Here is a 24,057-nt window from a genome sequence, read left to right on the forward strand (position 1 = left end):
TGCTAACTAAATTGGTTAGCTAAAAGCCGGCCTCGAACGGGTAGCCGGTACCCCTCACCTGATACCTAACAGCCATGCGCGAAGCCTATCTCACCGGCGGCACCGACCACTTCGATGCCACCGATAAGGATATCGACAAGGCCCTGCGGCCGCTGAGCTTCAGCGACTTCACGGGCCAGGACAAAATCCTGGAAAACCTCAAGGTATTCGTGGCCGCCGCCAAGCAGCGCGGCGACGCCCTCGACCACGTGTTGCTGCACGGGCCTCCCGGCCTGGGCAAAACCACGCTCTCGCACATCATCGCCAACGAGCTGGGCGCGGGCATCAAAATGACCAGCGGCCCGGTACTCGACAAGCCCAGCGACCTCGCCGGCCTCCTCACCAACCTGGAGCCGCACGACGTGCTGTTCATCGACGAGATTCACCGCCTCAACCCCGTGGTGGAAGAGTACTTGTACTCGGCGATGGAAGACTACCGCATCGACATCATGCTCGACTCGGGCCCCAATGCCCGCTCGGTGCAGATTTCGCTGTCGCCTTTCACGCTCATCGGGGCTACTACGCGCTCGGGTATGCTCACAGCGCCGCTGCGGGCACGCTTCGGTATTGCCGCACGCCTAGAGTATTACGACTCTAAGCTGCTGACAACCATTGTGCAGCGCTCGGCCGAAATTCTGCAAACGCCCATTCACGAAGATGCGGCTTACGAAATTGCCCGCCGTTCGCGCGGCACGCCCCGTATCGCCAACAACTTGCTGCGCCGCACCCGTGACTTTGCCCAAATCAAGGGCAACGGCACCATCACAGTCGAAATAGCGCAGTTTGCCTTGAACGCGCTCGACGTGGATGCCCGCGGCCTCGACGACATGGACAAGCGCATCCTCACCACCATCATCGACAAGTTTAAAGGTGGCCCAGTGGGCATCAGCACCATCGCCACGGCTTGCGGCGAAGAGGGCGAAACCATTGAAGAGGTGTACGAGCCCTTCCTCATTCAGGAAGGCTACATCAAGCGCACGGCGCGGGGTAGGGAGGCTACCGAGGCTGCTTACCAGCACCTGGGGCGGTTATTGCCCAATCACTTACGAGGGAATAACGGCGATTTATTTGCTGAGATTACACAGTAAGAAAGCCTTGCTAACAAGAAATGCACCGCCCCAAGCGGTGCATTTCTTGTTTACTGTTTATGCGCTGCCATGTATACCTTCACTGCCCCGCTTGCGTTGATTGGCGTCAATCCGTTTGTGCCACTACCGCCTGAGGTGCTGGCGGGTATTTGCTTACGCGCTGGGAAGGCCAAAGGCCCTATTCGGGTGTGCGGCGAGGTCAATGGGCGGCCTTATCAACAAACGCTGGTGCGCTACGTCGGTGTATGGCGGCTGTACATCAATCTGGCCATGCTCGACCACTCCCCGCGGCGGATTGGCGAGGTGCTGACTATCACTATCGACTTCGACCCGGCAAAGCCGCTTCTGCCAACCTGCTCAGCTCTAGAGGAAGCGCTGGCCGAAACTCCCGAGGCCCGGCGGGTGTTCGAAGGGCTACCTCCTTCGCGGCAGCTAGAAATAGTACGCTACTTAGCCCGATTAAAGGCGGAAGCCAGCCTAACGCGCAACATCGACCGCGCTGTCGGATTTTTGCTGGGTAAAAACCGTTTTGTGGGTCGTGACCGACCCTAAGTTACTGCTTCACTTATGCTCCTGCACGCCGAATGGACACCCTATATCAAACGGCGCGCCGCCGAGCTAGGCTTTATGGCCTGCGGCATTTCGAAGGCCGAGTTTTTGGAGGAAGAAGCCCCACGCCTCGAAAACTGGCTTAAGCGCGGCATGCACGGCAAAATGGCCTGGATGGAAAACCACTTCGACAAGCGCCTCGACCCGCGCCTGCTGGTGGACGGCGCCAAGTCGGTAATTTCGCTGCTGCTCAATTACTACCCCCCTGCCGAAGACCAGCAGCCGGATGATACGCTGAAAATCAGCAAGTACGCCTATGGGCGCGATTATCACTTCGTCATCAAAGACAAGCTTAAAACGCTACTGGCCGACATGCAGGCTAACATTGGCGAGGTAGGCGGGCGCTGCTTTGTCGATTCGGCGCCGGTGCTCGACAAGGCCTGGGCTAAAAAGGGAGGGGTAGGGTGGGTAGGAAAAAATTCCAACCTCATCACGCCCGGCGCGGGCTCGTTCTATTTTATCGCCGAGCTAATTGTGGACGTGGAGCTAGCGTACGACGGTGCCATCCGCGACTACTGCGGCACCTGCACCAAGTGCCTCGACGCCTGCCCCACGCAGGCCATCACCGAGCCCTACGTGGTGGATGGCAGCAAGTGCATCAGCTACTTTACCATCGAGCTTAAGGACCAACTAATTCCGCAAAACGTGGCTGGGCAGTTTGGCAACTGGGTATTTGGCTGCGACATCTGCCAGGACGTATGCCCCTGGAACCGCTTCGCGAAGCCCACGCAAGAGACGCAGTTTCAGCCGCATCCAGAGCTGAAAAATTTGTCAGCCAGCGACTGGCAGGACATAACTCACGAGGTCTTTCAAGCGTTATTCAAACAGTCGGCCCTCAAGCGCACTGGCTACGAAGGCTTGAAGCGCAATATCAAATTCGTGACTGGCCAAAGCCAGCTCGGGAGCTAGCCCGCCGCGCGAGGGGGTAGGGCACTGTGCTGAATAAAAACGCGTTTCAGCACCCGGCGATAAAGGCGCGCGAATTGCTGGTAGCACCACGTCTTAAACTCTACCAAATCGGCGGGCGTAATGTACTGCAAGGCCTTGCGCAGCTCTTTTTCAAAGAGCTTTTTGCTGAAACTGACTTTCAACAAAATCATTTTCACATAGTCTAACATAACGGGTGGGAAAGGTAAGAGTAGGGTAATTTCGGAACGGTACCCGTATACGCAAAAAAAGCGGCTGAGGCCGCTTTTTAAGGGGTTTTTAACGCCAATTAACTAGGCGCTAAAGATATTCAGCAGGCTTATTGCATCTTGCGTAACCATAGGCTCGTCGAAGGCCTCAGCAATGGCAGTCGATTGCACGATGTAAGTGCCAATAAGCAGCGCCGTAAACGGCACTTGGCGGTAGCCCGATAGAAATTGCTGCTCGGTGGCCTCGCCCGAATACACAGTACCCGTGCTGGCAGGGGTAGTGGCCTGCGTGGTAAACTGCACAGGGTAAGTGGGCACCAGGTCGGCCGCGCTGGGCCAGCCTTTTACCTGAGCCCCGCGGCGGCGGCGTAGCGTGCGCAAGTGCGCCGCGTGGCGGCTCTCGACGGTGGCTAGGCGCTGCACGCCGCCCAGCAAAGGCCGGTCGGCGGTGAGCAAGGAAAGTTGGCCGAGGTAGATGCGCACACCAGCATCTTCGAGCTGCTGGGCTAGCTCCAAGAAGCCAGCTTCCGTCGTCAAGGCATTGGGAAACAAGATGCTGCCCGTGCGGCTGCCGCTGAAGTTATATGTCGCGGCGGGGGTAGGGGGCGTCACGCCCGAGTTGAGCAGGGCTTGATTTAAGAAATCGATGTGCTGCTGCTGTTGGCTTTGCAGGCGCACCACATCGTCGCGTAAGCTGCCGCTTAAGCCTAGCGCGGTAGAAGCCAGGGCCTGGGTATAAAACGCGCGTTGCGTGTACTCTAAGCGCAGCAATAGGGCCAGTTGGTCGAGGCTGGCCAGCGTGCTGGCGGCGGCCGGGGCTGTGCTCAGCACGCCCAGCGGCAGTGCGGCGGCGGCCGCCCGCCCCAGCTGGTGCAGCAGCGCGCGGCGGGGCGCCGGCCCCGCCTGGGCCGTGTCGACCGAAGCTAAATAATCGAACAGGGAAAAGACGTTCATAACGGGTAGCTATACAGCCTAAGGAAGCTACGCAATGGGTAGCAGCGATACATCAATGACAGCCAGCGTGATATAAGGCGTAATAGCCTTGAGCACATCGGCGGGGGTAGCAATGTTGGCTAGTGGGCCGCCGCTAGTGAGCACCGCATCGGGGGCGGCCAGCGTGGTGGGAGCGAGCAAGTCGCGCACCGTGGCGGCGTGCCGGGCTTCTACCGAAGCAATCTTGAGCATAAACCGGAGCGTGTCGGCCGTAGTCAGGAACGGCACGCTGAACGTGAGCGCCGCTGAGCACAAATCCTCGAATGTTTGGGCTGCCGCCAGCACGCCGGCCCGCGTGGTGAGGGGTAGGGTACTAAAGTCGAAGATGAGCTGTGGCAGGGCCGCCGTAGCCCCCAGCGCGTAGCCCAGGCTAAGCTGCTGCACAATTTCGTGGTCGCGCAGGTCTGTTACGGTAAGCAGGTCGGCGCCCGTCAGGTCGGCGGGCACGGTGGCCGTCACCTTCTGGTAAAACGCCACTTGCAGCTGCTTCAGCAGGTAGAAATAATTGAGTTGGCCGGTGTCGTCGTTGGTGAGCGCGTAGGTCGGCGTGGTAGTGGTGGGCTCGGGGTCATTGGCCGAGCAGCCCGCCAGCGCCAAGCCAGCGGTGGCCGTAGCGCTGCCCGCTACCCGCAAAAAAGTGCGCCGACGCAGCGTGCGCGAAGCCCAGGAAGATAAATGCATAAGTCTGAGGCGACAAAAAGTAAAGTAGCCGCGGTAGGAGGGATAGCAAAGTTACACCCGCCGCGGGGGCCACCGGGGTAACAGCCGGAGCCTTGCCCGCCCCCGCTAGGTTGCAAGCGCTGGCCCAGGGCCGCTACACGAATAAACCCTTGAGGTTGCCGCTGGCCACAAAGTTGAGGGCAATGGCTTTCACCTTGGCCGGGTCCAGGGGCTCATCAAAGGCCTCGGTGGCGGCGATGGAGGTGAGCACCAGCCCAGCGCCGGGCGACGACGAGTTGCTTTGGGTATTGATGCCGACCTGCACTGTATTATCTTCGGCGGGGTAGGCAGTGGTGGTACCAGCGCCGTACACGCTAGCGGTGAGGGCCGGCAGCGGGCCATTATTGTCGCGCTGCGATATCCAGCTCTTGGGCTTGGTAGCCAAGGTATTGGCTGAAGGCGCATCGGCGGCTGCTGTGACGCCCCCGCGCCGCAGCGTGCGGATGTGCGACGAGTGCCGCGCTTCTACCGAATGGATATTGAAGGCCGCCGTCAACAGGTCTTTGTTGTTTATCAGCGCAGGGATAGCGCCTTTGTAGGCCCGCACGCCGGTGTCTTCAAAAGCCTGGGCCAACGCCAAAAAGTTGGTCGAGCTAGCAAAAGGCGTCAGGCGGTTGGCACCGGCCGTGTAGTCGAAGGCAGCGGCAGTAGGGTCGGCGATGGCGGCGCTGCCTAGCACGGCGCGCAGGGCGTTCACGTGTCCACGCTCATCGTCGCGGATGGCTGTGAAAGCCACATTGTCGCTGCTCGATAAGATATTGGCGTTGAGGCCCGCTTGGTAATAATACAGCTCCAGGTACTCCAGGCTCAACGCCAAGTTGAGGACTGCTTGCACATCGGCCGTGATGGCAGTCGTTTGCCCGTAGGCTTTCTGAAAAAGCCCGCTGAGAAGCGTCGGTAGCGTAGCCGCGGTGATGGCTTTACCGGTGCTGCCTAAGTACTTAAACACCCGGCGGCGCGAGTCGAAGCGGCCATATACTTCGGGGTCAACGCGCTCCAAGTCAGAAAAAAGCTGAAAAATATTCATGTAGCTAAAAAATCACGGGGTAGGAAGAACGAGCCAGCGGCTAAACCAGGCTGGGGGCGGTGAGCTGCGAGCCGGTGGCCAGGTAGGCATTCACCTTGGGTAGCACCGCGGCGGGTAGCAGCGATTTTTCCATGCGGGCCGTGGCGCTGGTGGTGCTGCTGTCTATCACGTCGGCACCAACGAACCCATTGCCGAGGCTGCTGGCACCGCCGGCTACCAGAATATCGCGAAGCAGGGCAGCGTGGCGTGCCTCTACCGACACAATTTTGCCGGCCAGCCCGAGGTAATCGACGTTGCTGAAAAAGCGGGCGGCTCCGTTGTAGGCAGCCACCCCCAGGTCTTCAAACATCTGGGCGGCATTGAGCACCCCCATTTTGTCGGCGCCCGTCACCGTGGTGCGGTCGCTGAAGCTAATAGTCGAAAAATCGAAGGAAAGCGCCTTGATGGGCGTACTGTTAGCAGTCAGTGCCGTGCGAAGCAAATCGACGTGGATTTTTTCGTGCAGCGCCAAATCACTCAGCAGCTGGTACTCGGCCGAGCCCACAGCCAGCGAGGTGAAGTAGGCCCCAGCCAGTACCTGGGTGTAAAACGCTGATTCGAGTTGCTCCAAAGCATAAGCGTAGTTGAGCACGCCTACATCGCCGCTGCCTACATCGAGCAGCGCCGTGGTGGTATCATCCTTTTTGCAGCTAGCGAGCGTGAGAGCCGTAGCGCCCGCAGTGGCGCCGGCGTATTTAATAAACGAGCGCCGCTTGATGGGCGCCAGCAGCGGCGACGAACCGGGGGTAGGAGCGGAAGCGCCGGCTGAACGGGAAAAGGACATAGCAACCAGAATAAGAGAAAGTAGCTGGGCAGCAAGGACAATACTTACTGTCCTTAAATTCCTAGCAAAGTTGGCACAAAAAAAGGACCGACCCGCAAAGGTCAGTCCTTTATTCAATTCAGCTGCGGCCAGGGTTGGCCGTGGGCCAGGTGGCGCAGCACGGTAACTACTAACCGAAGAACGTGCTGCCCGTGACAGCGAAGGTCTTGGCAATCGTCAGAACCGTTGGCACGTCAAGCGGCTCGTCGAAGGCTTCCGAGTACGACAGCGTAGGGAAGTTAGCGGTGGCCGTCAGCGTGGTAGCCGATAGCGTTACGCCACCCTGAATAACGTTGTTCTCGGCTGGGAATACCGGAGCGGAGAGCGTAGTAGGCGTGTAGGCTGGAGCCGTGCCAGCGCCATATACCGGCGCCGTTACAGCTGGAGCCGGACCACCATTGTCGTTACCCGAAATCCAGCTTTTTGGAGAAGCCGAACGGTCAGCTTCGTTAGTACCGCTGTTAGTAGGGGCCACAGCCGAAGCAGTGTTGTTGGCAGCACCGGCGCGGCGCATGGTGCGCAAACGCGAGGCGTGACGAGCTTCTACCGAGTGAATGTTGAGCGCAGCCGTGAGCACGTCCTTGTTCGACATCAGGTAAGGAGCACCGCCTTTGTAAGCACGTACACCCGTGTCTTCCAAGGCCTGAGCTACGGCCAGGAAAGTAGCTGGCGTAGTAAAAATGCCCGCGAACGGACCAGTACCAGTGCCCTTGCCGCCGGTGAAGTCGAAGTCGCCGGTTACGCCCAAGGCGTTCGGCGTGCGGTTCGGAGCGGCGATGGGCGTGCCGCCCAAAGCGGTGATGGTAGCAATCAGAGCCGAAACGTGGTTTGACTCATCCAGGCGGATGATGTCGAGCGATGCCAGGTTAGTGGTGCTGAAGCCGCTGCGGAAAGTGGTTTGGGCAGCCGTAGCCGTAGCGCCGATGGTGCCCAGGCCGAGGTTGTAAAACGTCGACTCCAGGTATTCGAGGCGCAGGGCAAAGTTCAGCACGTCAACTACGCCAGGAGCGGCTGTAGTTTGAGCATAAGCTTTATTCAAAACAGCACCGAAAGCCAATGGCACGGCAGCCGCCGTCAGCTTCTGGCCCAGGCCGCTCATGTGCTTGAAGATGGAGCGACGCGAATCGAGGCGGTCGTAAACCTCGGGGTCTACCTTCTCGATTTCGGAGATAATTTCAAAGATATTCATGATATAGACGGAGTTGGAATGAGGGAAAAGCCGGAGCCGGCTATTTTATTGAATGCCGGAAACATCAAGCTTCGAACCATCGGCCAAGAAAGTGTTGGCCGTGGCCACTACCGTCGCAGGGTCTTTCGAAATTTCCGTGCTAGTCGTGCCAATGGCTACTACGTCGCTGCCCACGAACGTGCCTTCCGACACCAAGTCGCGAATGATAGCCGCGTGGCGAGCTTCCACCGACACAATTTTACCGGCAATAACCAAGTAGTTAGCCGACGTGATGCGGCGGCCAGCACCATTGTAAGCAGCTACGCCGAGGTCTTCGAAAGCCTTGGCCGTGCCCAGTACCGACGTACGCGACGTGAAGTCGATTTTCGAGAAATCAGGCGTCAGCGCCTTAATGGGGGTAGCACCAGCACCCGTGATAGCTGCTTTGAAGAACTCGCGGTGAATTACTTCGTGGTAGTACAGGTCGTCTAGAATCAGCTTTTCGGCATTGCCAGCGGCCAGGCCAGTGTAGTACGAACCCGTACGCAACTGCGTGTAGAAACCGGCTTCGAGCTGCTCAAGCGCATAAGCGTAGTTGAGCACACCTACGTCGCCGCTACCTACGCTTACCATGCCCGGTGACGAGTCGCTTTTGCTGCAACCAGCTAGTACCAAGGCAGTAGCCCCGGCCGTAGCGCCAGCATACATGAAGAATGAGCGGCGCTTGATGGGCGTGTACAGCGGCTGGTCCAGGTCAGTCTCGACCTGCTGTGAGCCAGAGAGGAGTTTGTTAGACATAAGGGAAAAGAAAAGGAAAAAGAGGAAATAGAGAAAATGGCCTAAAAGAAATCAAAAATATACTAACTTACTAAGCAGTAGATTTTCATAATTCTAGGTGTCGAGGCTACTTATGGTGGCGCTTTACGCTACTTGCCCAAACTAGTTGTTGGGCTTCTATGCTCACCTACGTAGCCTAGCAAGCACTCAGATTGGTCAGCGAAGTAATTATTCTAGTTTGCGCGAGTCGGGTTACCCGATGGGGGTAGGATAAAATATGCGCAGTGAGGAGGTTACCTTATTGGCTGGGGGTATGCTCGTGTGGGTACTTAACTCGCCAAAAAGCTCATCAGACAAAGCAACTTTATTTTAAAAACACAAAAAAGCCGCTCCTACAAAGAAGCGGCTTTTTTTGTAACCTAAGAAAAAACCGGTTATTGCCTATACGAACAGGCCTTTTGCCTTGCCAGCAGTCGAAGTGAACATCGAAGCAATGCTCTTGACGGTAGCGGGGTCTAGCGGCTCATCGAATGCCTCCGATATTGCCGCGGCCGTGTAGGTGCTTCCAAGCGTAGTGAGGTTCACGCCGGCTTGCGAAGTGTTGTCTTCGCCGGGGTACGAGGCATCTGGCGTGCCGGTAGCGGGCGTGCCAGGGCCATATACTTTGCTGGCTGGCTTGCTACCATCTGGCGCGGTAGGGCCACCGTTGTCAACGAGGCTAATCCAGCTTTTGGGGGCGGCATCGTAAGGAGATACTGCTGGCGCACCGGCCGAGCCAAGTGCGTTGGCCACGATGGCGCGTCGCACCGTACGGAAGTGCGAGTTGTGGCGTGCCTCTACCGAGTGAATGTTGAGCGCGGCCTCCAAAATGTCTTTGGTAGCCGTTGTGTTCAGCACGGGAGCACCGCCTTTGTAGGCGCGTTGGCCGGTGTCGGAGAAAGCTTGGCCAGCGGCGAAGAACAAGGCGCCGTTGGTGTTGCCAGTCGAACCTGGTATCAGGGCGTTTTTCATGGGGCCGTTGCCCGTACCGCTACCACCCGAATAGTCGAAGTCGGTAACCAAATAGGGGGTAGGCGCTGCCGTGCCCAGTACCGCACGCAGCGCATTGATATGCCCAGCTTCGTCGTTGCGGATAGTGGTAATGGCCGCAGTTTCTTGCGACGGAATCAATCCTGCAATTCCTAGCGCAGTATTATAGAAGTGATATTCTAAGTACTCTAGCTGCAAAGCCAGTGTGAGTACGGCCTGCACAGGCGCAGTCAGCGTAGCGCTTTGGCCATAAGCGCGGTTGAAGAACGACGCCAGCACAGCGGGTACGGCGGCAGTAGTTATTTTTTGGCCTGCATTACCCAAGTATTTAAATACCCGGCGGCGGGGGTTAATACGGTCGAGAAACTCGGCGTCGGCTTTCTCTAGGTCAGAGAGAAGTTGAAAAAAATCCATGACAAGGCAAATATTAAATGGTGAATGACAACACGGCTACTAAGCGAAGCTGTTGGCCGAGAGCTTAGAGCCGCTAGCCAAGAAGTTGTTGACCGCTTGCAGAATAACTGGCGGCCGCTTCGAGCGCTCTTGGCCGGGGCCAGGGTTGCCATTGCCTTGCGTGTTGGGGGTAGTATTAGGAGTGCCTTCGCCTGCGTATTGTCCGGCAACTGCCGGGGCCGATGGGGTGAACGTGTTCACGACATCGCTGGCTACGAAGGTGTTGTAGGTGCGCAGGTCACGGATAAGCGCCGCGTGGCGGGCTTCCACCGATACAATTTTACCGGCTAGGGCCAAGTAAGCGTTGCCAGATATAAAGCGGCCGGCGCCATTGTAGGCGGCTACCCCAGTGTCTTCAAACGTCTGAGCAGCATTCAAAACGCTGGTGCGGTCGTTGAAATTAATGGTACTGAAATCTGGAGTCAGGTCTTTCAGCGGGGTAATGCTGTTGGCTAGCAACGCGGCTTTCAAAAAGTCGCGGTGAATGCCTTCGTGCAAAGCGAGGTCGTCAAAAATTTGTTTCTCGGCGCTGCCCGTAGCCAAGCCAGTGTAGTACGTGCCCGTCTTAATTTGCGCGTAGAAAGCGGCCTCAAGCTGCTCTAGGGCGTAGGCGTAGTTGAGGATACCACCATCGCCCGAACCTACATCTATCGTGCCGGGTGATGAATCACTCTTGCTGCAACCAGCTAATACCAAGGCGGTAGCTCCGGCCGTAGCGCCGGCATACATAAAAAACGAGCGTCGTTTGATGGGCGTCAAAAGCGGCCGGTCGAGGTCGGCCTCAAGCGGCTGCGAACCAGAGGAGAGATGATTGGACATGATAAAAAAAGGAAAGAGGAAAAGGAAATGGGCGTGGCAACGGGTAAGCTGCGCCGTTCCGCGCCGCTGTATGCCCTCTACGCTGAGTTAGCTCAACGGATGCCTAAAAAAGGAAAAAATCATTCAACCTGGTATCAGTAGCCCGTAGTTTACTACTTGATTTTAAATTATTAAGTTGGTTTATTGCTAAAGATGGAATGCAAAAAAAAGAGCTACCGGTTAGGTAGCTCTTTTTTTGATAAAGCGGAAGAAAGCAATCGTAGTAAACAGTAGGGTAGCAATTATTGGATTAAACCGCCAGCCCGGGAGGCGTCGAGCACTTCGGCCGGCGTGAGGGCTTCGTCGAAAGCGGCGGCTACATCGGCGGCGCTGTACGTGGCTGCCAGCTTGGTAGGGAGGTCCACATTCGATTGAATAGTGGTAGCCTCGGGCGTAGCACCCGAGTACGTAGCGTTAGCAGCCAGGTCGTCGGAGTTGCTCACCCAAGGTGTTTGGCCGCGCAGCAGGCGGATGTGGGCGGCGTGGCGCGCCTCCACCGAGTGGATTTGGAGCGCCGTAGTGAGCAAGCTCACTTGCGTAGAGGAGGGCAGGCCGTTGCTAGCGCCCACCACCAACTCGGCGGCGCGGCCCTTGTAGGCGCGCACGCCGGTGTCTTCGAGCAGTTGCGCTACCCCCAGCAGGCCGGCGTAGGTTTTGTTGGCATCAAATACCGATTGCTTGAATTGCACCATTGCGCGGGGCGTGCCGCCGAGCGTCGTAATCACGCCTTTTAGCAGGTTTACGTGGCCGTCCTCGTGCTGCTTTATCTTAGCCATGGCCGTGGCGGGCGCACCCGCGGGCACTAGGCCCGAGGCAATAAATTTGGCGTAAAAATCTTGCTCCAGGTATTCGAGAGCCAGGGCATAGTTGAGAATGTCGATAGGCGTATCGGCATTGGTGCCGGCGTAGGCCTTCTTAAAAAGCCCACCCACCAGCAGGGGGGTAGCCGCCAGGGCCGCGCGCCGAGCTGCACTGCCCAAGTGCTTAAACACCGCGCGGCGCGAGTCGAAACGGCCCAGTACGTCGGGGTCGGCGGTAGCCAGCTGGTCTAGAATAGCAAAGAAATTCATGGCGATAAATCAGATGAAAGACTAGTAGAAATGGCTTAGCTAAGCTGGCTGGCGTCGAGGGTTTGGGTGACGTACTTCTGCACGGCGGCCACCAGGGCGGCCGGCTTCAGGGGGTTGCGGTCGAGGCCCGAGGTAGGCTCTGTCACGGCGTCGCCGGCAAAGAAATTGGTGGCATCGCCGGGGTATAATAAGTCGCGCAGGTAGGCCGCGTGGCGGGCTTCTACCGACACGATTTTGCCGGCCAGCACCAAATACGCCGGGTTTTTGATGAGCGCCCCGGCCCCGTTGTAAGCCTGCACGCCTAAATCTTCAAATGCCACGGCGGCGGCCAGCACGCTGGCGCGTTTGGTAAAGTCGATAGACGAGAAGTTGACCGTCAGGTCCTGGATTAGCTGGCCCGGTGCGTCGCGGTTGATGGCCGCCTTAAAGAAGTCGCGGTGAATGGCCTCGTGGGTCGCTATTTGGGTGAAGTAAGCCAGCTCGCCGGTTTGAAAATCGGTGGCGGGAGTCTTTACCACTTGCGCGTAAAAAGCCGCTTCTAGCTGCTCCAAGGCGTAGGCATAGTTGAGCACGCCCACATCGCCGGCCGCAAATACCACCGTGTTGGAGGGGGTAGGGGTGGCATCATCTTTTTTGCAGCCCGCCAGCACTAGGGCCGTAGCGCCAGCCGTGGCCCCGGCATATTTGAGGAAAGAGCGCCGCTGTAGCGGCTGCCGCAGCACCGGCTCGTCGGGGATAAGGGGGGTAGGGCTGGTGGCAAAAGCAGCGGCCATAGCTAATGAATAATAATGGGGAGAAAGCAAGAAGCTAAACAGCGGAATGAAGAGGCCACAAAACTAAAAAACCTGGCCTCGCAGGAGGTCAGGTTTTTGGTATCCAAGTACTAATTCTCGCTGAAGGCCGAGGTTTTCTCGGTGAGATTTCAGCAGTTGGAAGCAGGTAGCGTTAGGATATAGAGAAGATACCAGTAATGAAAAAGGAAACAGGGCACGGCCAACCAGCTGCCTCCGGGCAGGCGGAGTAGGCCGAGCCTGGAGAAAATACGACCTTTGTGGCCGAAGTGGATTTTCAACCCCAAAAAAGTAAGTGCGCACGCGTAGTTTTTTGAGTGCAGGAAAACGGAGCGGCTGGCTGCTGGTGCTGTGGCTGCTGGGCAGCTTGGCCCTGCGTGCCCAGCCGGCGCCGGCGCCTAGCACTGGCCCTGGTACGGCCGTGCTAGTGCCCCCGCCCACGGCCGTGCCGTTGGTGGGGCCGTTCACGCTGGCGTTTCGGCTGAGCGGGGTGGCACTGGTGGGGCAGCCCGAATTTCCAGAACTAGAGGGCTTTCGCAAAGGAGGGCAGGCGCGCACTACCACTACCCGCCTGCTGCCCGGCGGCCGCCGCACCACCGAGCTTACCTTCACGCAGCGCTACCTGCCCTACGCCGAAGGGGATTACCAGGTGCCGCCCTTCGACCTCACCGTGAACGGGCAGGTGCTACACAGCCCCGGGGGCCGGGTGCGCGTGGGCGCGGGCCCTACCCCCCCCGCCACGGCCGGGGCCGCCATGCCACCGGGCACGGCCGTCGGCTCGCTCGACCAACTGCTGGGCAAGCCTAAGCCCCAGAACTTCTACGAGCCGCCCGACTTTGCCTCGCTGGCCTTGGAGGCCGACCAGCCGCGGGTGTACATGGGCCAGGGCGTACACGTGGCCTTGTACTTTTACCTGCGGCCTGCCGACCAAGCGCTGCTCAATTTCTATGACTTCAACGGCCAGCTGACCGAGCTGTTGCGGCAGCTGCGGCAGCCTACTACGTGGGAGGTGCCCGCCGTGCAGCCCTCCGTGCTGCCCGACACTGTGCGCCGGGCGGGCGGGCAGGTGTACCTGCGTTTTCGGCTGGCCGAAAACACCTATTACCCCCTCACGGCGCAGCCGCTGCGCTTCCCAGCGCTGGCCCTAACCCTGACCAAGTTTAAGCTGCTTAAAAAGCCGCAGCCCGGTGATACCGAGCGCTTAGCCATCTACAAAACCTACACGGCGCCGGCCCTTACCATTGCCGTGCGCCCGCTGCCGCCCCGCCCTGGCGGAGCCGATAGCAGCAGCGTGGCCGTGGGCGACTACGTGCTGAGCGAGGGCATCAGCGGCACGCGCTTCCGCACGGGCGAGGCTTTCACCTACACATTTGGGGTAGAGGGCAGCGGCAATATGGCGGCGTTGCAGCTGCCGCTGCCCCGCCTACGCCCTGGCCAGGGCCTAGAGATATACGGTCCCACCATTCGGGAGGAAGCCCTGCCCGATGGCCGCCAACGCAAGAGCTTCCGCTTTCGGGTGGTGGCGCACCGGCCCGGCCCGGTGCCACTCGACAGCCTGTTTCACCTGCTTTTTTTCAACCCTACCACGGCCCACTACGGCACCCTGCGGGCCGAAGTGAACCCATTCGTGGAGGGTGCCGCGCAAGCCCTGGCCACCGGCGCGCAGCCCGCCGACGACCCGTTTTACGGCCCCGCCCTGGCCCGCGCCGATGCCCAGCTGCAACCCCTCGACATCTACCAGCAGGTGAGCCGCTACGCCAGTTGGCTGGTGGCGGGCCTGCTTGTGGTAGCTACCGGCGGCTGGTGGCGGGCCAGGCGGGGCTAGCTACTTTTACAGCTTATAACTACGGTATGTCAAATAGTTTCGGAACGCTTTTTCGCATCACCACCTTCGGCGAATCGCACGGGGTAGGGATTGGGGTAATTATTGATGGCTGCCCGGCGGGTGTGCCGCTCGACTTGGCCGAGATTCAGGCGGCGCTCGATAGGCGGCGGCCGGGGCAGTCGGCGCTTACTACCCCCCGCCAGGAGGCGGACCGCGTGCAGGTGCAGTCGGGCACGTTTGAGGGCATGACGACGGGCACGCCCATTAGCTTATTTATTCCGAACGCCGACCAGCGCTCCGACGATTACTCGCACATTGCGCACGCCTACCGCCCCAGCCACGCCGACTACACCTACGATGTGAAGTATGGCCGCCGCGATTACCGCGGCGGCGGCCGCAGCTCGGCCCGCGAAACGGCCGCCCGCGTGGCCGCCGGCGCCGTGGCCGCCCGGCTGCTAGCCCACTTCGGTGTGGCGGTAAAAGCCTACGTCTCGGCCGTGGGTGAGGTAGAAGTAACCAAAAGTTACGAGGAGCTAGACCTTAGCCTAATAGAGCGCAACCTTGTGCGCTGCCCCGACCCCGAAACGGCCGCCCGCATGGAAGACCGCATCCGGGCGGCGCAGGCGGCGCACGATACGGTAGGCGGCGTAATAACCGGCGTGGCCACCGGCCTACCCCCCGGCTTGGGCGAGCCAGTTTTTGATAAGCTGCCTGCCGTGCTGGGCCACGCTTTGCTGAGCATCAACGCTGTGAAAGGTTTCGAGTTTGGCTCGGGGTTCGCGGGCACCAAGCTGCCCGGCTCGCAGCACAACGACGAGTTTTATACCGACGAAGCGGGCCGCGTGCGCACCCGCACCAACCACAGCGGCGGCAGCCAGGGCGGCATTTCCAACGGCCAAGATGTCAATTTTCGCGTCGCCTTTAAGCCCGTGGCTACGCTCTTGCAGCGCCAGCAAACCATCAACGACCAAGGCGAAAGCATCGAGCTAGTGGGCCGCGGTCGCCACGACGCCTGCGTGCTGCCCCGCGCCGTGCCCATCGTAGAGGCCATGACGCAGCTTGTGCTAGCTGATTTGCTCCTGCGCGCTCGGGCCAACCAGCTGTAAACCAACGAAGCAGAATGTGCGGGGGTAGGGAATGGGGCAAATTCTGCCTCCTACCCCCCCAGCTTAAAGCAGAGTCGCTCAGCGAAGCTATTTATAAGCAATCTAATTAAAAAAGGAATAATTTAAGCCAGAGCAAACAACTCTTATGGAGGGTATTTCGTTGTAAACCAACAGCATGAGTATGGGTTAGCAGGTCGTGGCCTTTATCTTGGCGCAACCTCTGTCCTAGTGTTGTTGTTATACCCGCACTTTCTGGTTTATCGCGCAGTAGCTTCGGGATGTAAATTCCAGTTTAGGAGGCTGCCACGCGGCTTTTTTCTGTCGTTAATTTCCTAGCCATTATGTCTGCCATTTCGATTTACGCCGAGGCGTCGCCCAACCCTGAGAGCATGAAATTCGTGCTCAATTCTACCTTGCTGCCCGATGGCGTGAGCGTAGACTACCCCAACCTGGAGGCGGCGGCCAACTCGCCCATCGCCCAGGAGCTGTTCAACTTCGACTACGTGGGCCGGGTGTTCATTGCCCAAAACTTCGTAACCGTCACCAAAACGCAGCCCCAACTGAACTGGACCAGCATCATCCCCGAGCTGCGGCAGTTTATTAAGAGCTACGTGGAGGCCGGCGGCGAACTGTTTCTCGTTGACCCCGCCGCCGAGCAAAAGGCAGCCCAAGCTGCTAGCGCCGGCGACCCTACGCAGCAAGATGGCTTCACGTCGCAAAAAATCATCGACCTGCTCGATAACTACGTGCGCCCCGCCGTGGAGCAAGACGGCGGCAATATCACCTTCAAGTCGTACCACGATGGCATCGTGACCGTGAACCTGCAAGGTTCGTGCTCGGGCTGTCCTTCGGCCACGGTTACCCTCAAGTCGGGCATCGAAAACCTACTCAAGCGCATGGTGCCCGAAGTGCGCGAGGTAGTAGCCGAAGGCGTGCTGGTGTAGTAGTCAGTTGCCAGTGCAGCAGTGAAAAGGCTGGGCGTTGCCCAGCCTTTTTTTATGCCGTTACTTTAGCCAGAATTTTATCCTGAATGGCTTGGAACAAGAGGTACTGCTCGAATTACCGCCGTCGGTTTTACCCAGCTACCCGACGATTAAAGAAAGCTGGGCAGCCCTAGGTTGGTTTTTGCTAGGCACCATCCTGGTGGCGCTGGTCGTGCTGGTGCCGGTCGGAGCCTTGTGGCACCAGCAGGCACAGGCACGGCAATTGACTACGGCAGTAGTAGGCGAGGGCGGGTTGCTCCTTACCATTTGGTGGCTGCACCGCCGGGCAGGGCCCGGGCGCTGGCCGCATCTGGTATGGCACAAGCAGGCCTTGCCTTGGTCGCTTTACGCCTGGCTGCCCGTGCTGGCGCCAGCGCAGGCCATACTGCTGACAACCTTGGCGCTATTACCCTTACCTAATTGGATGGACAAAACCTTCCAAGATTGGGCGCGCTACCCCGTGCTAGCGTTCGGAATAGGAGGTATTGTGGGGCCTGTGCTCGAAGAATACTTATTTCGAGGCATTCTGCTCCGTGGGTTGCTGCGCAATTACCGGCCGTGGGTGGCAATTGGGCAGTCAGCGCTGCTATTCGGAGCGTTTCACTTCAATCCGGCGCAAAGCGTTTCAGCCGCGCTGATGGGCTTGCTACTAGGCTGGCTCTATTACCGCACCCAGTCGCTGGGTTTATGCATGGGCCTTCATGCGCTCAACAACCTATTTGCCTTCAGCATGATGCGCCTCTCAGAAACGTCGCACTATGCTGCATTGGAAAACTACCAGTATGCGGTTGGGTATTGGGTGCTGGTGGTAGTTGCCGCAGGGGGGGTAGGGGCCTATCTATGGCAGCTTAATAAATTACCGTTGCCCCCCGGTGCAGCTAGTGCTGGGCCAGTGGCACCGCAGGCGTAACTGCCCCATGCAAAAGGGCGCTGAACCTCACGAGTTCAGCGCCCTTTTGCGTAAAGTAGTAACGTGCTCTAGCGCCGCTGCTTTACTGTGAAATTGCGGCTTACATTGAAGCCCAAGAAAATATCACCCTTAAAGAAGTTGCCGGTAGTTTCGGCGATAAACTGCTTTTCAATCATACCGGGCGCGTTGGTGAGGTGCAGCTGAAAGATGTGGCCCCCGGTTTCAATATCTACGCCCACGGCCACGGCGTTGTGGTAGTGGTCGGCGGTGTATTTGCTCAGCAGCTGGTAGTATTCGGCGTTGACGGAGAAACGCTTGGTAATTTTATAGCGCCCGCCGCCGCCCAGAGCATACACGTCGTTGTTTTCGCCTTCGCCCAGCACCAGGTTGCGGTGAATGAGGGTCGGCATAAGTTGCAACGACAAGTCGCTGCTGAACTTACGGGCGATGAGTGCCTGGTAGGTATAAGCCATCCGGTCATTCACGCTGCGGGGGTAGCCGTCGGTATAACGAAAGGTGGCCAGCGCCGCCGACGTAAACAGCGTGACCGACACCGGCACGGTATGCATGCCAGTTGTTTGCTGAATAAGCTTGTATTTCAGAAATCCGTCAATGGTTTTAACCAGCGAGGAACGGCCGAGGCCTACCTCCAGCCGGTTGGTCACGGCGTACTCCAGCGCCAGGCGAATTTGGGCATTGTCGAGACCAAAAAACTGGTAAGCTCCTTGGTTCAGGGTGCCGAAGTTGTGCGAAAACAGAAATACCAGCGTGCCCTCGCCGGGCGTTTGCACCGTGTGGCCGTTGATGAGGCGTGTGCTCTTAAAGGTAGCATCTACTAGCTCGGTAGGCGCTTCCTTTTTCGCGTCTTTTTCGAGCTGGCCCAGCAGGTCGTCTTGGGCGTGCGCCGCGGGCGCCGCCAGCCCACCCAACAGTAGACTAAGCCCGGCTACGCGAGAAATAAAAGTAAATACTTGATTCATAAGTAGAATAAATGGAAAGCTAGGGTTGGGAAACCAGGGCCGGCGCTACGACGTCGCACGTGAGGTTGACGCGGATGCTGACCGACTTGGCAATGTGCTCGCGCACGAGCAGCGGAATATCGATGGAGTAGTCGGCCGGTGCCACGTTGAAATAGGCAAAGATGACCAGCTGGCCATCGCGTAGCTGCAACGTGCCCGATACCAGTACTTTGTGGCTTACCCCGTGCATGTTGAGGGTGCCTTCTACCTCCACGTTTTGGGGGCCGACGCTCAGTTGCTTCTGCACTTGAGCCATGTTGACTAGTTGGCCGGTGAAAGTGGCTTTGGGGTACTTCTCCGATTCCATGTAATTCTCGTTGAAGTGCTCCTGCATGAGGGTGCGCTTAAACTGAAACTCGTGGATGGGCACCGAAAAAGCCAACTGGCCGGTGCTCATATCGATTACCGCCGCCACCTTGTCGTTGCGTGCCTCAATGTCTTCCATAATGGAAGCTGAGAAGAAAGAAATATGCCCGGCGCGCGTCATATACTTGCCCTGGGCCTGGGCAACCCGCGGCCCGGCCAGCAGGCCAGCTAGCCACAGCAACAGCCCGAGCAGCAGCGGCCCCGGCGGACGCATACTTCGTGAAAGACCGGTCATGCAAAAAGAGTAAGGAGCAGAAGGGAGGGGTAGGGCGCCGCCCGAGGCTTAGTTATTGAGCGCGCCAGCATCTACCCAGGCCTTGATAACGGCAATCTGGCAGTCGTTAAGCTTGGCGCCTACCTGCGGCATGGCCGGGAAACCGGGGTCGTGCCGAATATTGCCTACCATGTAAGGCACGCCGTTGATGCCATTGGTTGGCAAGGCATAATAATGCACCTGCGAAAAGTCATCCATATTAAAATTGCCCTGCAGCGAAATAGGATTGTGGCAGGCATTGCGGCAATTCTGCGTTAGGATGGGAAGTACATCTAATTGGTAGCTCACCGCCTGAGGGACGTTGCAGGCCGTGGTAGGTTCTGGCTCCTTATATCCATTCGTGTACGAGCAAGCAGAGAGCAGAAAAGTGCCTAATGCGGTTGCCAGCAATAATGCACGATTGCGAGAAACAGAAAGTATAAATAATTTCACAAAAAAAGGAATTTTAGTAATTTAGGCAATTTAATGCAGGAAAGTTATGGATAAAATAGTGAATCTTAAAGAAAATGCGATTGAATTGGATTAAGATTCAGGTTTTTGCCTTCATCTAATTACCTGTTTCATTTCCTTCAAAATTCTCTCTGGAGCATCCATTTTACAGCTCAATTGCGGTAGCCTAGAGCACGCCGCTATTGGCCAGTTAATTTTAACGGATAGCAACCTACGCGGCCGGGCAAAACTAAGATTGCGAGAAACGCATAATTGACTATTTTCGTTAAATAAACCTTCTGGCCAGTTGAAGGTGTGCGAACAGTTGCTGGCATTGGCCATCCACTTAAACGCGGCCAGCGCAGGGCGCGACACCGCAGTAAGCTGGGGACAACGCTGACAAGTAGCCATAAAAAAAGCCTGACCAAACGGTCAGGCTTTTTTTATGGCGTGGTAATGGGGGTCTATACCGTAGCGCGGTTCAGTTTGGGGGCATCGCCCGCTAAGCTGTCAATTTCTTCGCCCGCGGCTTTGCGCTCGCGCTCCTCTTTTTTACCATAGGTATCGAGGATGATGGGGGTAGCGATGAACAGCGACGAATACGTGCCGAAGATGATGCCAATAATCATGGCGAACGAGAACGAACGCAGCGTTTCGCCGCCGAAGATGTAGAGAATCACTACTACTAGGAACACAGTCGTGAACGTAATCATGGTGCGCGAGAACGTCGAGTTCAGGGCCGGGTTCACTACTTGGGCAAACGTCAGCTTGGGGTTTTCGCGCAGGTATTCGCGCACCCGGTCGTAAATCACCACTGTGTCGTTCATCGAGAAGCCGATAATGGAAAGTACGGCCGCCACGAAAATCTGGTCCATCTCGTAGTTGATGCCAAAGGCGCGGGCGATGGGGTAGGAAGCAATTACCAACAGCGCATCGTGGAAGAGGGCGATAACGGCAGCCATTGAGTACTGCCACTTTTCGAAGCGAAACAATACGTACACGAAGATGCCGAGCAGCGTGAGTGCCAGGCTCAGGAACGAGGTGCGTTTGATGTCGTCGGCGATGGTGGCGCCTACTTTAGAGGTCGATTTAATAACCGGTGCGTCGGCCGAATACTTGGTTAGGCCTTGGTTGAGGTCATCGAGTACTTGCTTGTCAGCGGTCTGGCTTTCGTCTTCCGACAGGTAGCTGGTCGTGATGCGCAGGCGGTCAGGGGCGCCGTACTGCTTCACCTCAAGGCCGGCATTTTTGAAGACGGGTTCTAGGGTCGAACGCACGTCGGAAGCGACCATGGCCTTGTTGAAATCAACTACATAAGCGCGGCCACCGCGGAAGTCAACGCCCAGGTTGGGGCCGCCTTGCAAGTACATCAGCACGAAGCCAATGACGATAACGATAGTCGAGAAAGCGTAGGCAATTTTACGCTTGCCCACGATGTCGAAGTTGACATTCTTAAACAGGTTGCGCGAGAGGAAGGTCGAGAACGTAATGCGGCTCGTCTCCTTACCCTTAATGAGAGCCTCGATGATGAGGCGCGACACGTACACCGCCGACAAGAACGAGGTGAGTACGCCAATACCCAGCGTCACGGCGAAGCTCTGCACTGGGCCGGTGCCGAAGAAACCGAGGATGATGGCAATCAGCATCGTCGTCACGTTGGAGTCGAAGATGGCCGAGAAAGCGCGCGAATAGCCTGCGTTCACGGCATCGTGCAGCGAGTGGCCGTGGTCAAGTTCTTCCCGAATCCGCTCAAAAATCAGCACGTTCGCATCCACCGACGAGGCAATAACGAGGATAAGACCGGCGATGCCGGGTAGGGTAAGGGCAGTGCCAAACTGCGCCAACACTCCCAGAATCAGGAACATGTTGAAGAGCAGCGCGGCATCGGCCACGAGGCCGGCGCGGCCGTAGTACACGGTCATGAAGACCATGATAATGAGCAAGCCAGCCAGCGACGAATATAAGCCTTGGTTGATGGCTTCTTTACCCAGCGAAGGACCTACTACGGCTTCTTCGACAATGCGGGTAGGGGCGGGTAGCTTACCCGCTTTCAGCACCTGGGCCAAGTCTTGCGCTTCGTCGATGCTGAAATTGCCCGAAATGCTGGTGTTGCCACCCGAGATTTCGCTCTGCACTACGGGGTCCGAATACACTACGTCGTCGAGTACCACGGCTACTTGCTTGCCGATGTTGGCACCCGTCATCTTCTGCCACTTGCGCGAGCCCGTGGGGTTCATGCTCATGCTCACTTCGGGGCGGCCGGTTTGGTCGTAGTCCTGGCGGGCATCGCTTACTACCTCGCCGCTAATGGGGGCAGCTATAGTGCCGGTACGGTCTTTCTTCACGGCCACCAAGCGCAGAAACTGCTGCTTATCAGCATCAATCGGCTTGGCGATGTAAAGCAGCGCCATGTTGGGCGGCATAATGCTACGAGCTTCTTCCGAACGCAGCACCACATTCATTTGGGCCGTATCGCGCAGGTTCACGCCCAGCGTGCCGGGCATCGTGAGCAGCCGCGCCAGCACACCACCTTTTTGAGCGGCGGCCGAGTCAGTTTTAGCCGCAGCGGCGGGCGTCTTTTTGGCAAGCTGCGCGGCGAGCGAGTTGGCGTCGCCAGTGGTAACAGTCGAGTCGGTCTTGGCCGTAGCGGCAGGGGTAGTAGCACCGGCTTTCTCCTTGGCCGTCAGCACTTGGTCGAGCTGCGCCAGGTAGGGCGTTACTTCATTCTGGGGCCACACTTCGTAAAATTCGAGCTTGGCCTGGCCTTGCAGCAGCTTGCGCACGCGGTCGGGGTTATCCACGCCGGGTAGTTCTACCTGAATGCGGCCAGTACCCTTTACGCGCTGAATGTTGGGCTGGTTGACGCCGAACTTATCCACCCGCTTGCGCAGAATGTCGAACGAGCGGTCGATGGCGTCTTCCTCCTCCTTGTTAATCGCCGACAGCACGCGGTCGTCCGACGTGTTGAGGTCAATTTTGCGGTCTTTGTTAACCGAGTTAGCGAAGATGCGCGCCAGTGGTTTATCGGGCGATACTTCCTTATAAGCCTGGTAAAACAGGGTAGTAAATGGCGTGCCCGAGTTGGTTTTCTGACGCTCCTGCGCCAGTTCAATCGCCTTGTTGAAGCCCGCATCTTTCGAATTGCCGGCCATGGCGCGTACAATTTCTACCGGCGAAACTTCCAGCGTCACGTGCATGCCGCCTTTCAAGTCGAGGCCGAGGCCAAGCTCATTCTGGCGTACGTCGCGGTAGGTGTAGGGCCCAAAAACGGGGGCGCGCCATACCGAGTCGAGGTAGTGCTGGCGCTGGGTTTCGTTGAGTTGGCCGTTGTGCGTGGCGTAGACCACTGCTTTTTGCTGCACCCCACGCGAGACGTAGGTGAAGAACAAAAAGTACGCGCACAGCACCGAAACAACGACGGTGAGGGCGATAATGATACCTTTGTTACGCATTGATTTATAAATATTTGTGATTGGCAGATGGGAAATTGTGAGCCGGAAGGTGGAGTTGTCGTGAGCTAGAAAGTGGATGCCGGCCCAGGGGCAGGTACTGCCCAAGCCAATCCCTACGTACTAGGTCGTAACTCCGAGTTCCCCGCTACGGGGCTTGCGGCGACAGCGCCGCGCGCAAAAGCAACTGGTGGCACTGTTGCGCCACAAAGGTCAGTGGGGCGGCCGCCGTAGCAGCGGCAATGGCCCGGCGCACTAAGCGCGGCTGCCAAGCTAGGGGCAGGGTAGGGGGCAGCCAGCCCAACACGGCGGCCGGCGCCACGTAGGCACCCAGCGGCGAGGCCGCTTCCAATACTATTTTTTGCTTGATGACCGTGGCACGGGGTAGGGCGCTCACCCGCGACTGCGTCGGCGTGCCCAAGGGGCGCAGCAAGGTCACCGCTCGGCCATTCAGGCCCAGCAGCAGCAGCACGGGTAGGGCCACTAGGGCCACCCGCAGAAAGTGCTGAAACTGAGAAAGTGAATTGCGCATAGGAGGGACAGGGCTACAAATATAGCCCGTTTGCTCGGCACTCACCAAGCGCTCAGCTATCGGCTAGGCCCGCGAAGGTGTACTGCGCATCGCTCCAGAACTCGTCGAGGGCAATGAGGCGCGGCTTGAAAAAAGAAATCAGCGCCGGCCAGTCGTCGCGGTTGAAGAGATTAATGGGCGCCAACTTCTGGTAAATGCGGCTCAGTGGCTGGCCGTGCTCCGTGGTGGCTTGCGGCTCCCAGCGCCAGGCCTCGCCCAATGTGTCGTGCAACAGCGTTTTCAGCTCTGCAAATTGCTCAAAAAACAGCTCGCGCACTCCGGCATCGGGCTGGGTGAGCTCGATGGCGATGCTAGCGTGGCGGTTGTCGGCGTGTAGCTTGAATTGCACACCTTTTACGCCGGTTTTGTAATTCACCCAGTTAGTGGGCATCCCTTCGGCAGAGGGGATAGGAGCCATATACTGGCCAAACACCGTCCAGAATGCTTGGCGCAACTGCGAAGCTTCGGCTTTGCTATACAAGACGCTCGTTCTTAAATGAGCAAA

The 24,057-nt window shown here is 58.0% G+C and carries 24 protein-coding genes; 7 read left to right on the forward strand and 17 right to left on the reverse strand.

The window, feature by feature from the left end:
* The first annotated feature begins 74 nt into the window (after positions 1 to 74).
* The 3 genes from ruvB (at position 75) to queG (ending at position 2,645) form a co-directional block, all read left to right on the forward strand.
* Positions 75 to 1,127 carry a Holliday junction branch migration DNA helicase RuvB gene (gene ruvB / locus GO988_RS10655; RefSeq protein WP_157565014.1) on the forward strand — a complete coding sequence of 351 codons (1,053 nt, stop codon included), beginning with the start codon at positions 75 to 77 and terminating at the stop codon, positions 1,125 to 1,127.
* Between the two features lie 69 nt (positions 1,128 to 1,196).
* The gene (locus tag GO988_RS10660) at positions 1,197 to 1,679 is read left to right on the forward strand and encodes a YdeI/OmpD-associated family protein (RefSeq protein WP_157565015.1); all 483 of its coding nucleotides are present in this window, start codon (positions 1,197 to 1,199) and stop codon (positions 1,677 to 1,679) included.
* A 15-nt stretch (positions 1,680 to 1,694) separates the two neighbouring features.
* Positions 1,695 to 2,645: a tRNA epoxyqueuosine(34) reductase QueG gene (gene queG, locus GO988_RS10665; RefSeq protein WP_157565016.1), complete on the forward strand. Its 951-nt coding sequence runs from the start codon at positions 1,695 to 1,697 to the stop codon at positions 2,643 to 2,645.
* Here the strand turns inward: queG and GO988_RS10670 are convergent.
* The 11 genes from GO988_RS10670 to GO988_RS10720 all read right to left on the reverse strand — a co-directional run bounded on the left by GO988_RS10670 (position 2,642) and on the right by GO988_RS10720 (position 12,602).
* Positions 2,642 to 2,854 carry a hypothetical protein gene (locus tag GO988_RS10670; RefSeq protein ID WP_157565017.1) on the reverse strand — a complete coding sequence of 71 codons (213 nt, stop codon included), beginning with the start codon at positions 2,852 to 2,854 and terminating at the stop codon, positions 2,642 to 2,644. The genes queG and GO988_RS10670 overlap by 4 nt on opposite strands.
* A 102-nt stretch (positions 2,855 to 2,956) precedes the next feature.
* Entirely contained in the window at positions 2,957 to 3,826 is an 870-nt protein-coding gene (locus GO988_RS10675) for a ferritin-like domain-containing protein (protein WP_157565018.1), read from the reverse strand.
* A gap of 27 nt (positions 3,827 to 3,853) precedes the next feature.
* Positions 3,854 to 4,546: a ferritin-like domain-containing protein gene (locus GO988_RS10680; protein ID WP_157565020.1), complete on the reverse strand. Its 693-nt coding sequence runs from the start codon at positions 4,544 to 4,546 to the stop codon at positions 3,854 to 3,856.
* 133 nt (positions 4,547 to 4,679) lie between these two features.
* Complete coding sequence (locus GO988_RS10685) at positions 4,680 to 5,612, reverse strand: ferritin-like domain-containing protein (protein WP_157565023.1); 933 nt, start codon at positions 5,610 to 5,612, stop codon at positions 4,680 to 4,682.
* Positions 5,613 to 5,652: 40 nt separating this feature from the next.
* On the reverse strand, positions 5,653 to 6,435 hold the full coding sequence (locus tag GO988_RS10690) for a ferritin-like domain-containing protein (protein ID WP_157565025.1): 783 nt from the start codon (positions 6,433 to 6,435) through the stop codon (positions 5,653 to 5,655).
* A gap of 169 nt (positions 6,436 to 6,604) precedes the next feature.
* On the reverse strand, positions 6,605 to 7,663 hold the full coding sequence (locus tag GO988_RS10695; protein ID WP_157565027.1) for a ferritin-like domain-containing protein: 1,059 nt from the start codon (positions 7,661 to 7,663) through the stop codon (positions 6,605 to 6,607).
* Positions 7,664 to 7,708: 45 nt separating this feature from the next.
* Positions 7,709 to 8,440 carry a ferritin-like domain-containing protein gene (locus GO988_RS10700; RefSeq protein WP_157565029.1) on the reverse strand — a complete coding sequence of 244 codons (732 nt, stop codon included), beginning with the start codon at positions 8,438 to 8,440 and terminating at the stop codon, positions 7,709 to 7,711.
* A 420-nt stretch (positions 8,441 to 8,860) separates the two neighbouring features.
* Positions 8,861 to 9,862, reverse strand: a complete 1,002-nt coding sequence (locus GO988_RS10705) for a ferritin-like domain-containing protein (RefSeq protein ID WP_157565031.1) — start codon at positions 9,860 to 9,862, stop codon at positions 8,861 to 8,863.
* A gap of 39 nt (positions 9,863 to 9,901) precedes the next feature.
* Entirely contained in the window at positions 9,902 to 10,720 is an 819-nt protein-coding gene (locus GO988_RS10710; RefSeq protein ID WP_157565033.1) for a ferritin-like domain-containing protein, read from the reverse strand.
* 281 nt (positions 10,721 to 11,001) lie between these two features.
* Positions 11,002 to 11,829, reverse strand: coding sequence for a ferritin-like domain-containing protein (locus GO988_RS10715; protein WP_157565035.1), 828 nt, complete (start codon positions 11,827 to 11,829; stop codon positions 11,002 to 11,004).
* Between the two features lie 35 nt (positions 11,830 to 11,864).
* Positions 11,865 to 12,602, reverse strand: coding sequence for a ferritin-like domain-containing protein (locus GO988_RS10720; RefSeq protein WP_157565038.1), 738 nt, complete (start codon positions 12,600 to 12,602; stop codon positions 11,865 to 11,867).
* Positions 12,603 to 12,933: 331 nt separating this feature from the next.
* Between GO988_RS10720 and GO988_RS10725 the strand changes: the two genes are divergently transcribed.
* From GO988_RS10725 to GO988_RS10740, 4 genes are all read left to right on the forward strand, one after another.
* Positions 12,934 to 14,445 (forward strand): BatD family protein, encoded by a 1,512-nt coding sequence (locus GO988_RS10725; protein ID WP_157565040.1) that lies wholly within the window; start codon positions 12,934 to 12,936, stop codon positions 14,443 to 14,445.
* A 26-nt stretch (positions 14,446 to 14,471) separates the two neighbouring features.
* Positions 14,472 to 15,551, forward strand: coding sequence for a chorismate synthase (gene aroC / locus GO988_RS10730; RefSeq protein ID WP_157565043.1), 1,080 nt, complete (start codon positions 14,472 to 14,474; stop codon positions 15,549 to 15,551).
* 341 nt (positions 15,552 to 15,892) lie between these two features.
* Positions 15,893 to 16,495, forward strand: coding sequence for a NifU family protein (locus GO988_RS10735; protein ID WP_157565046.1), 603 nt, complete (start codon positions 15,893 to 15,895; stop codon positions 16,493 to 16,495).
* 91 nt (positions 16,496 to 16,586) lie between these two features.
* Positions 16,587 to 17,444: a CPBP family intramembrane glutamic endopeptidase gene (locus GO988_RS10740; protein WP_157565049.1), complete on the forward strand. Its 858-nt coding sequence runs from the start codon at positions 16,587 to 16,589 to the stop codon at positions 17,442 to 17,444.
* Between the two features lie 68 nt (positions 17,445 to 17,512).
* Here GO988_RS10740 and GO988_RS10745 read toward each other — a convergent pair whose 3' ends face one another.
* The 6 genes from GO988_RS10745 to GO988_RS10770 form a co-directional block, all read right to left on the reverse strand.
* Positions 17,513 to 18,424: a DUF5777 family beta-barrel protein gene (locus GO988_RS10745; protein ID WP_157565051.1), complete on the reverse strand. Its 912-nt coding sequence runs from the start codon at positions 18,422 to 18,424 to the stop codon at positions 17,513 to 17,515.
* A 19-nt stretch (positions 18,425 to 18,443) separates the two neighbouring features.
* Positions 18,444 to 19,064, reverse strand: coding sequence for a YceI family protein (locus GO988_RS10750; RefSeq protein WP_232341457.1), 621 nt, complete (start codon positions 19,062 to 19,064; stop codon positions 18,444 to 18,446).
* Positions 19,065 to 19,112: 48 nt separating this feature from the next.
* Complete coding sequence (locus tag GO988_RS10755; RefSeq protein WP_157565053.1) at positions 19,113 to 19,391, reverse strand: hypothetical protein; 279 nt, start codon at positions 19,389 to 19,391, stop codon at positions 19,113 to 19,115.
* Between the two features lie 605 nt (positions 19,392 to 19,996).
* Complete coding sequence (gene secDF / locus GO988_RS10760; RefSeq protein ID WP_157565055.1) at positions 19,997 to 22,984, reverse strand: protein translocase subunit SecDF; 2,988 nt, start codon at positions 22,982 to 22,984, stop codon at positions 19,997 to 19,999.
* Positions 22,985 to 23,129: 145 nt separating this feature from the next.
* Positions 23,130 to 23,513, reverse strand: a complete 384-nt coding sequence (locus tag GO988_RS10765) for a hypothetical protein (protein WP_157565057.1) — start codon at positions 23,511 to 23,513, stop codon at positions 23,130 to 23,132.
* Between the two features lie 52 nt (positions 23,514 to 23,565).
* Positions 23,566 to 24,033 carry a DUF4268 domain-containing protein gene (locus GO988_RS10770; protein WP_157565059.1) on the reverse strand — a complete coding sequence of 156 codons (468 nt, stop codon included), beginning with the start codon at positions 24,031 to 24,033 and terminating at the stop codon, positions 23,566 to 23,568.
* Positions 24,034 to 24,057: the final 24 nt, after the last annotated feature.

The sequence above is a fragment of the Hymenobacter ginkgonis genome, from assembly GCF_009755225.1.
Taxonomy (GTDB): Bacteria; Bacteroidota; Bacteroidia; order Cytophagales; family Hymenobacteraceae; genus Hymenobacter; species Hymenobacter ginkgonis.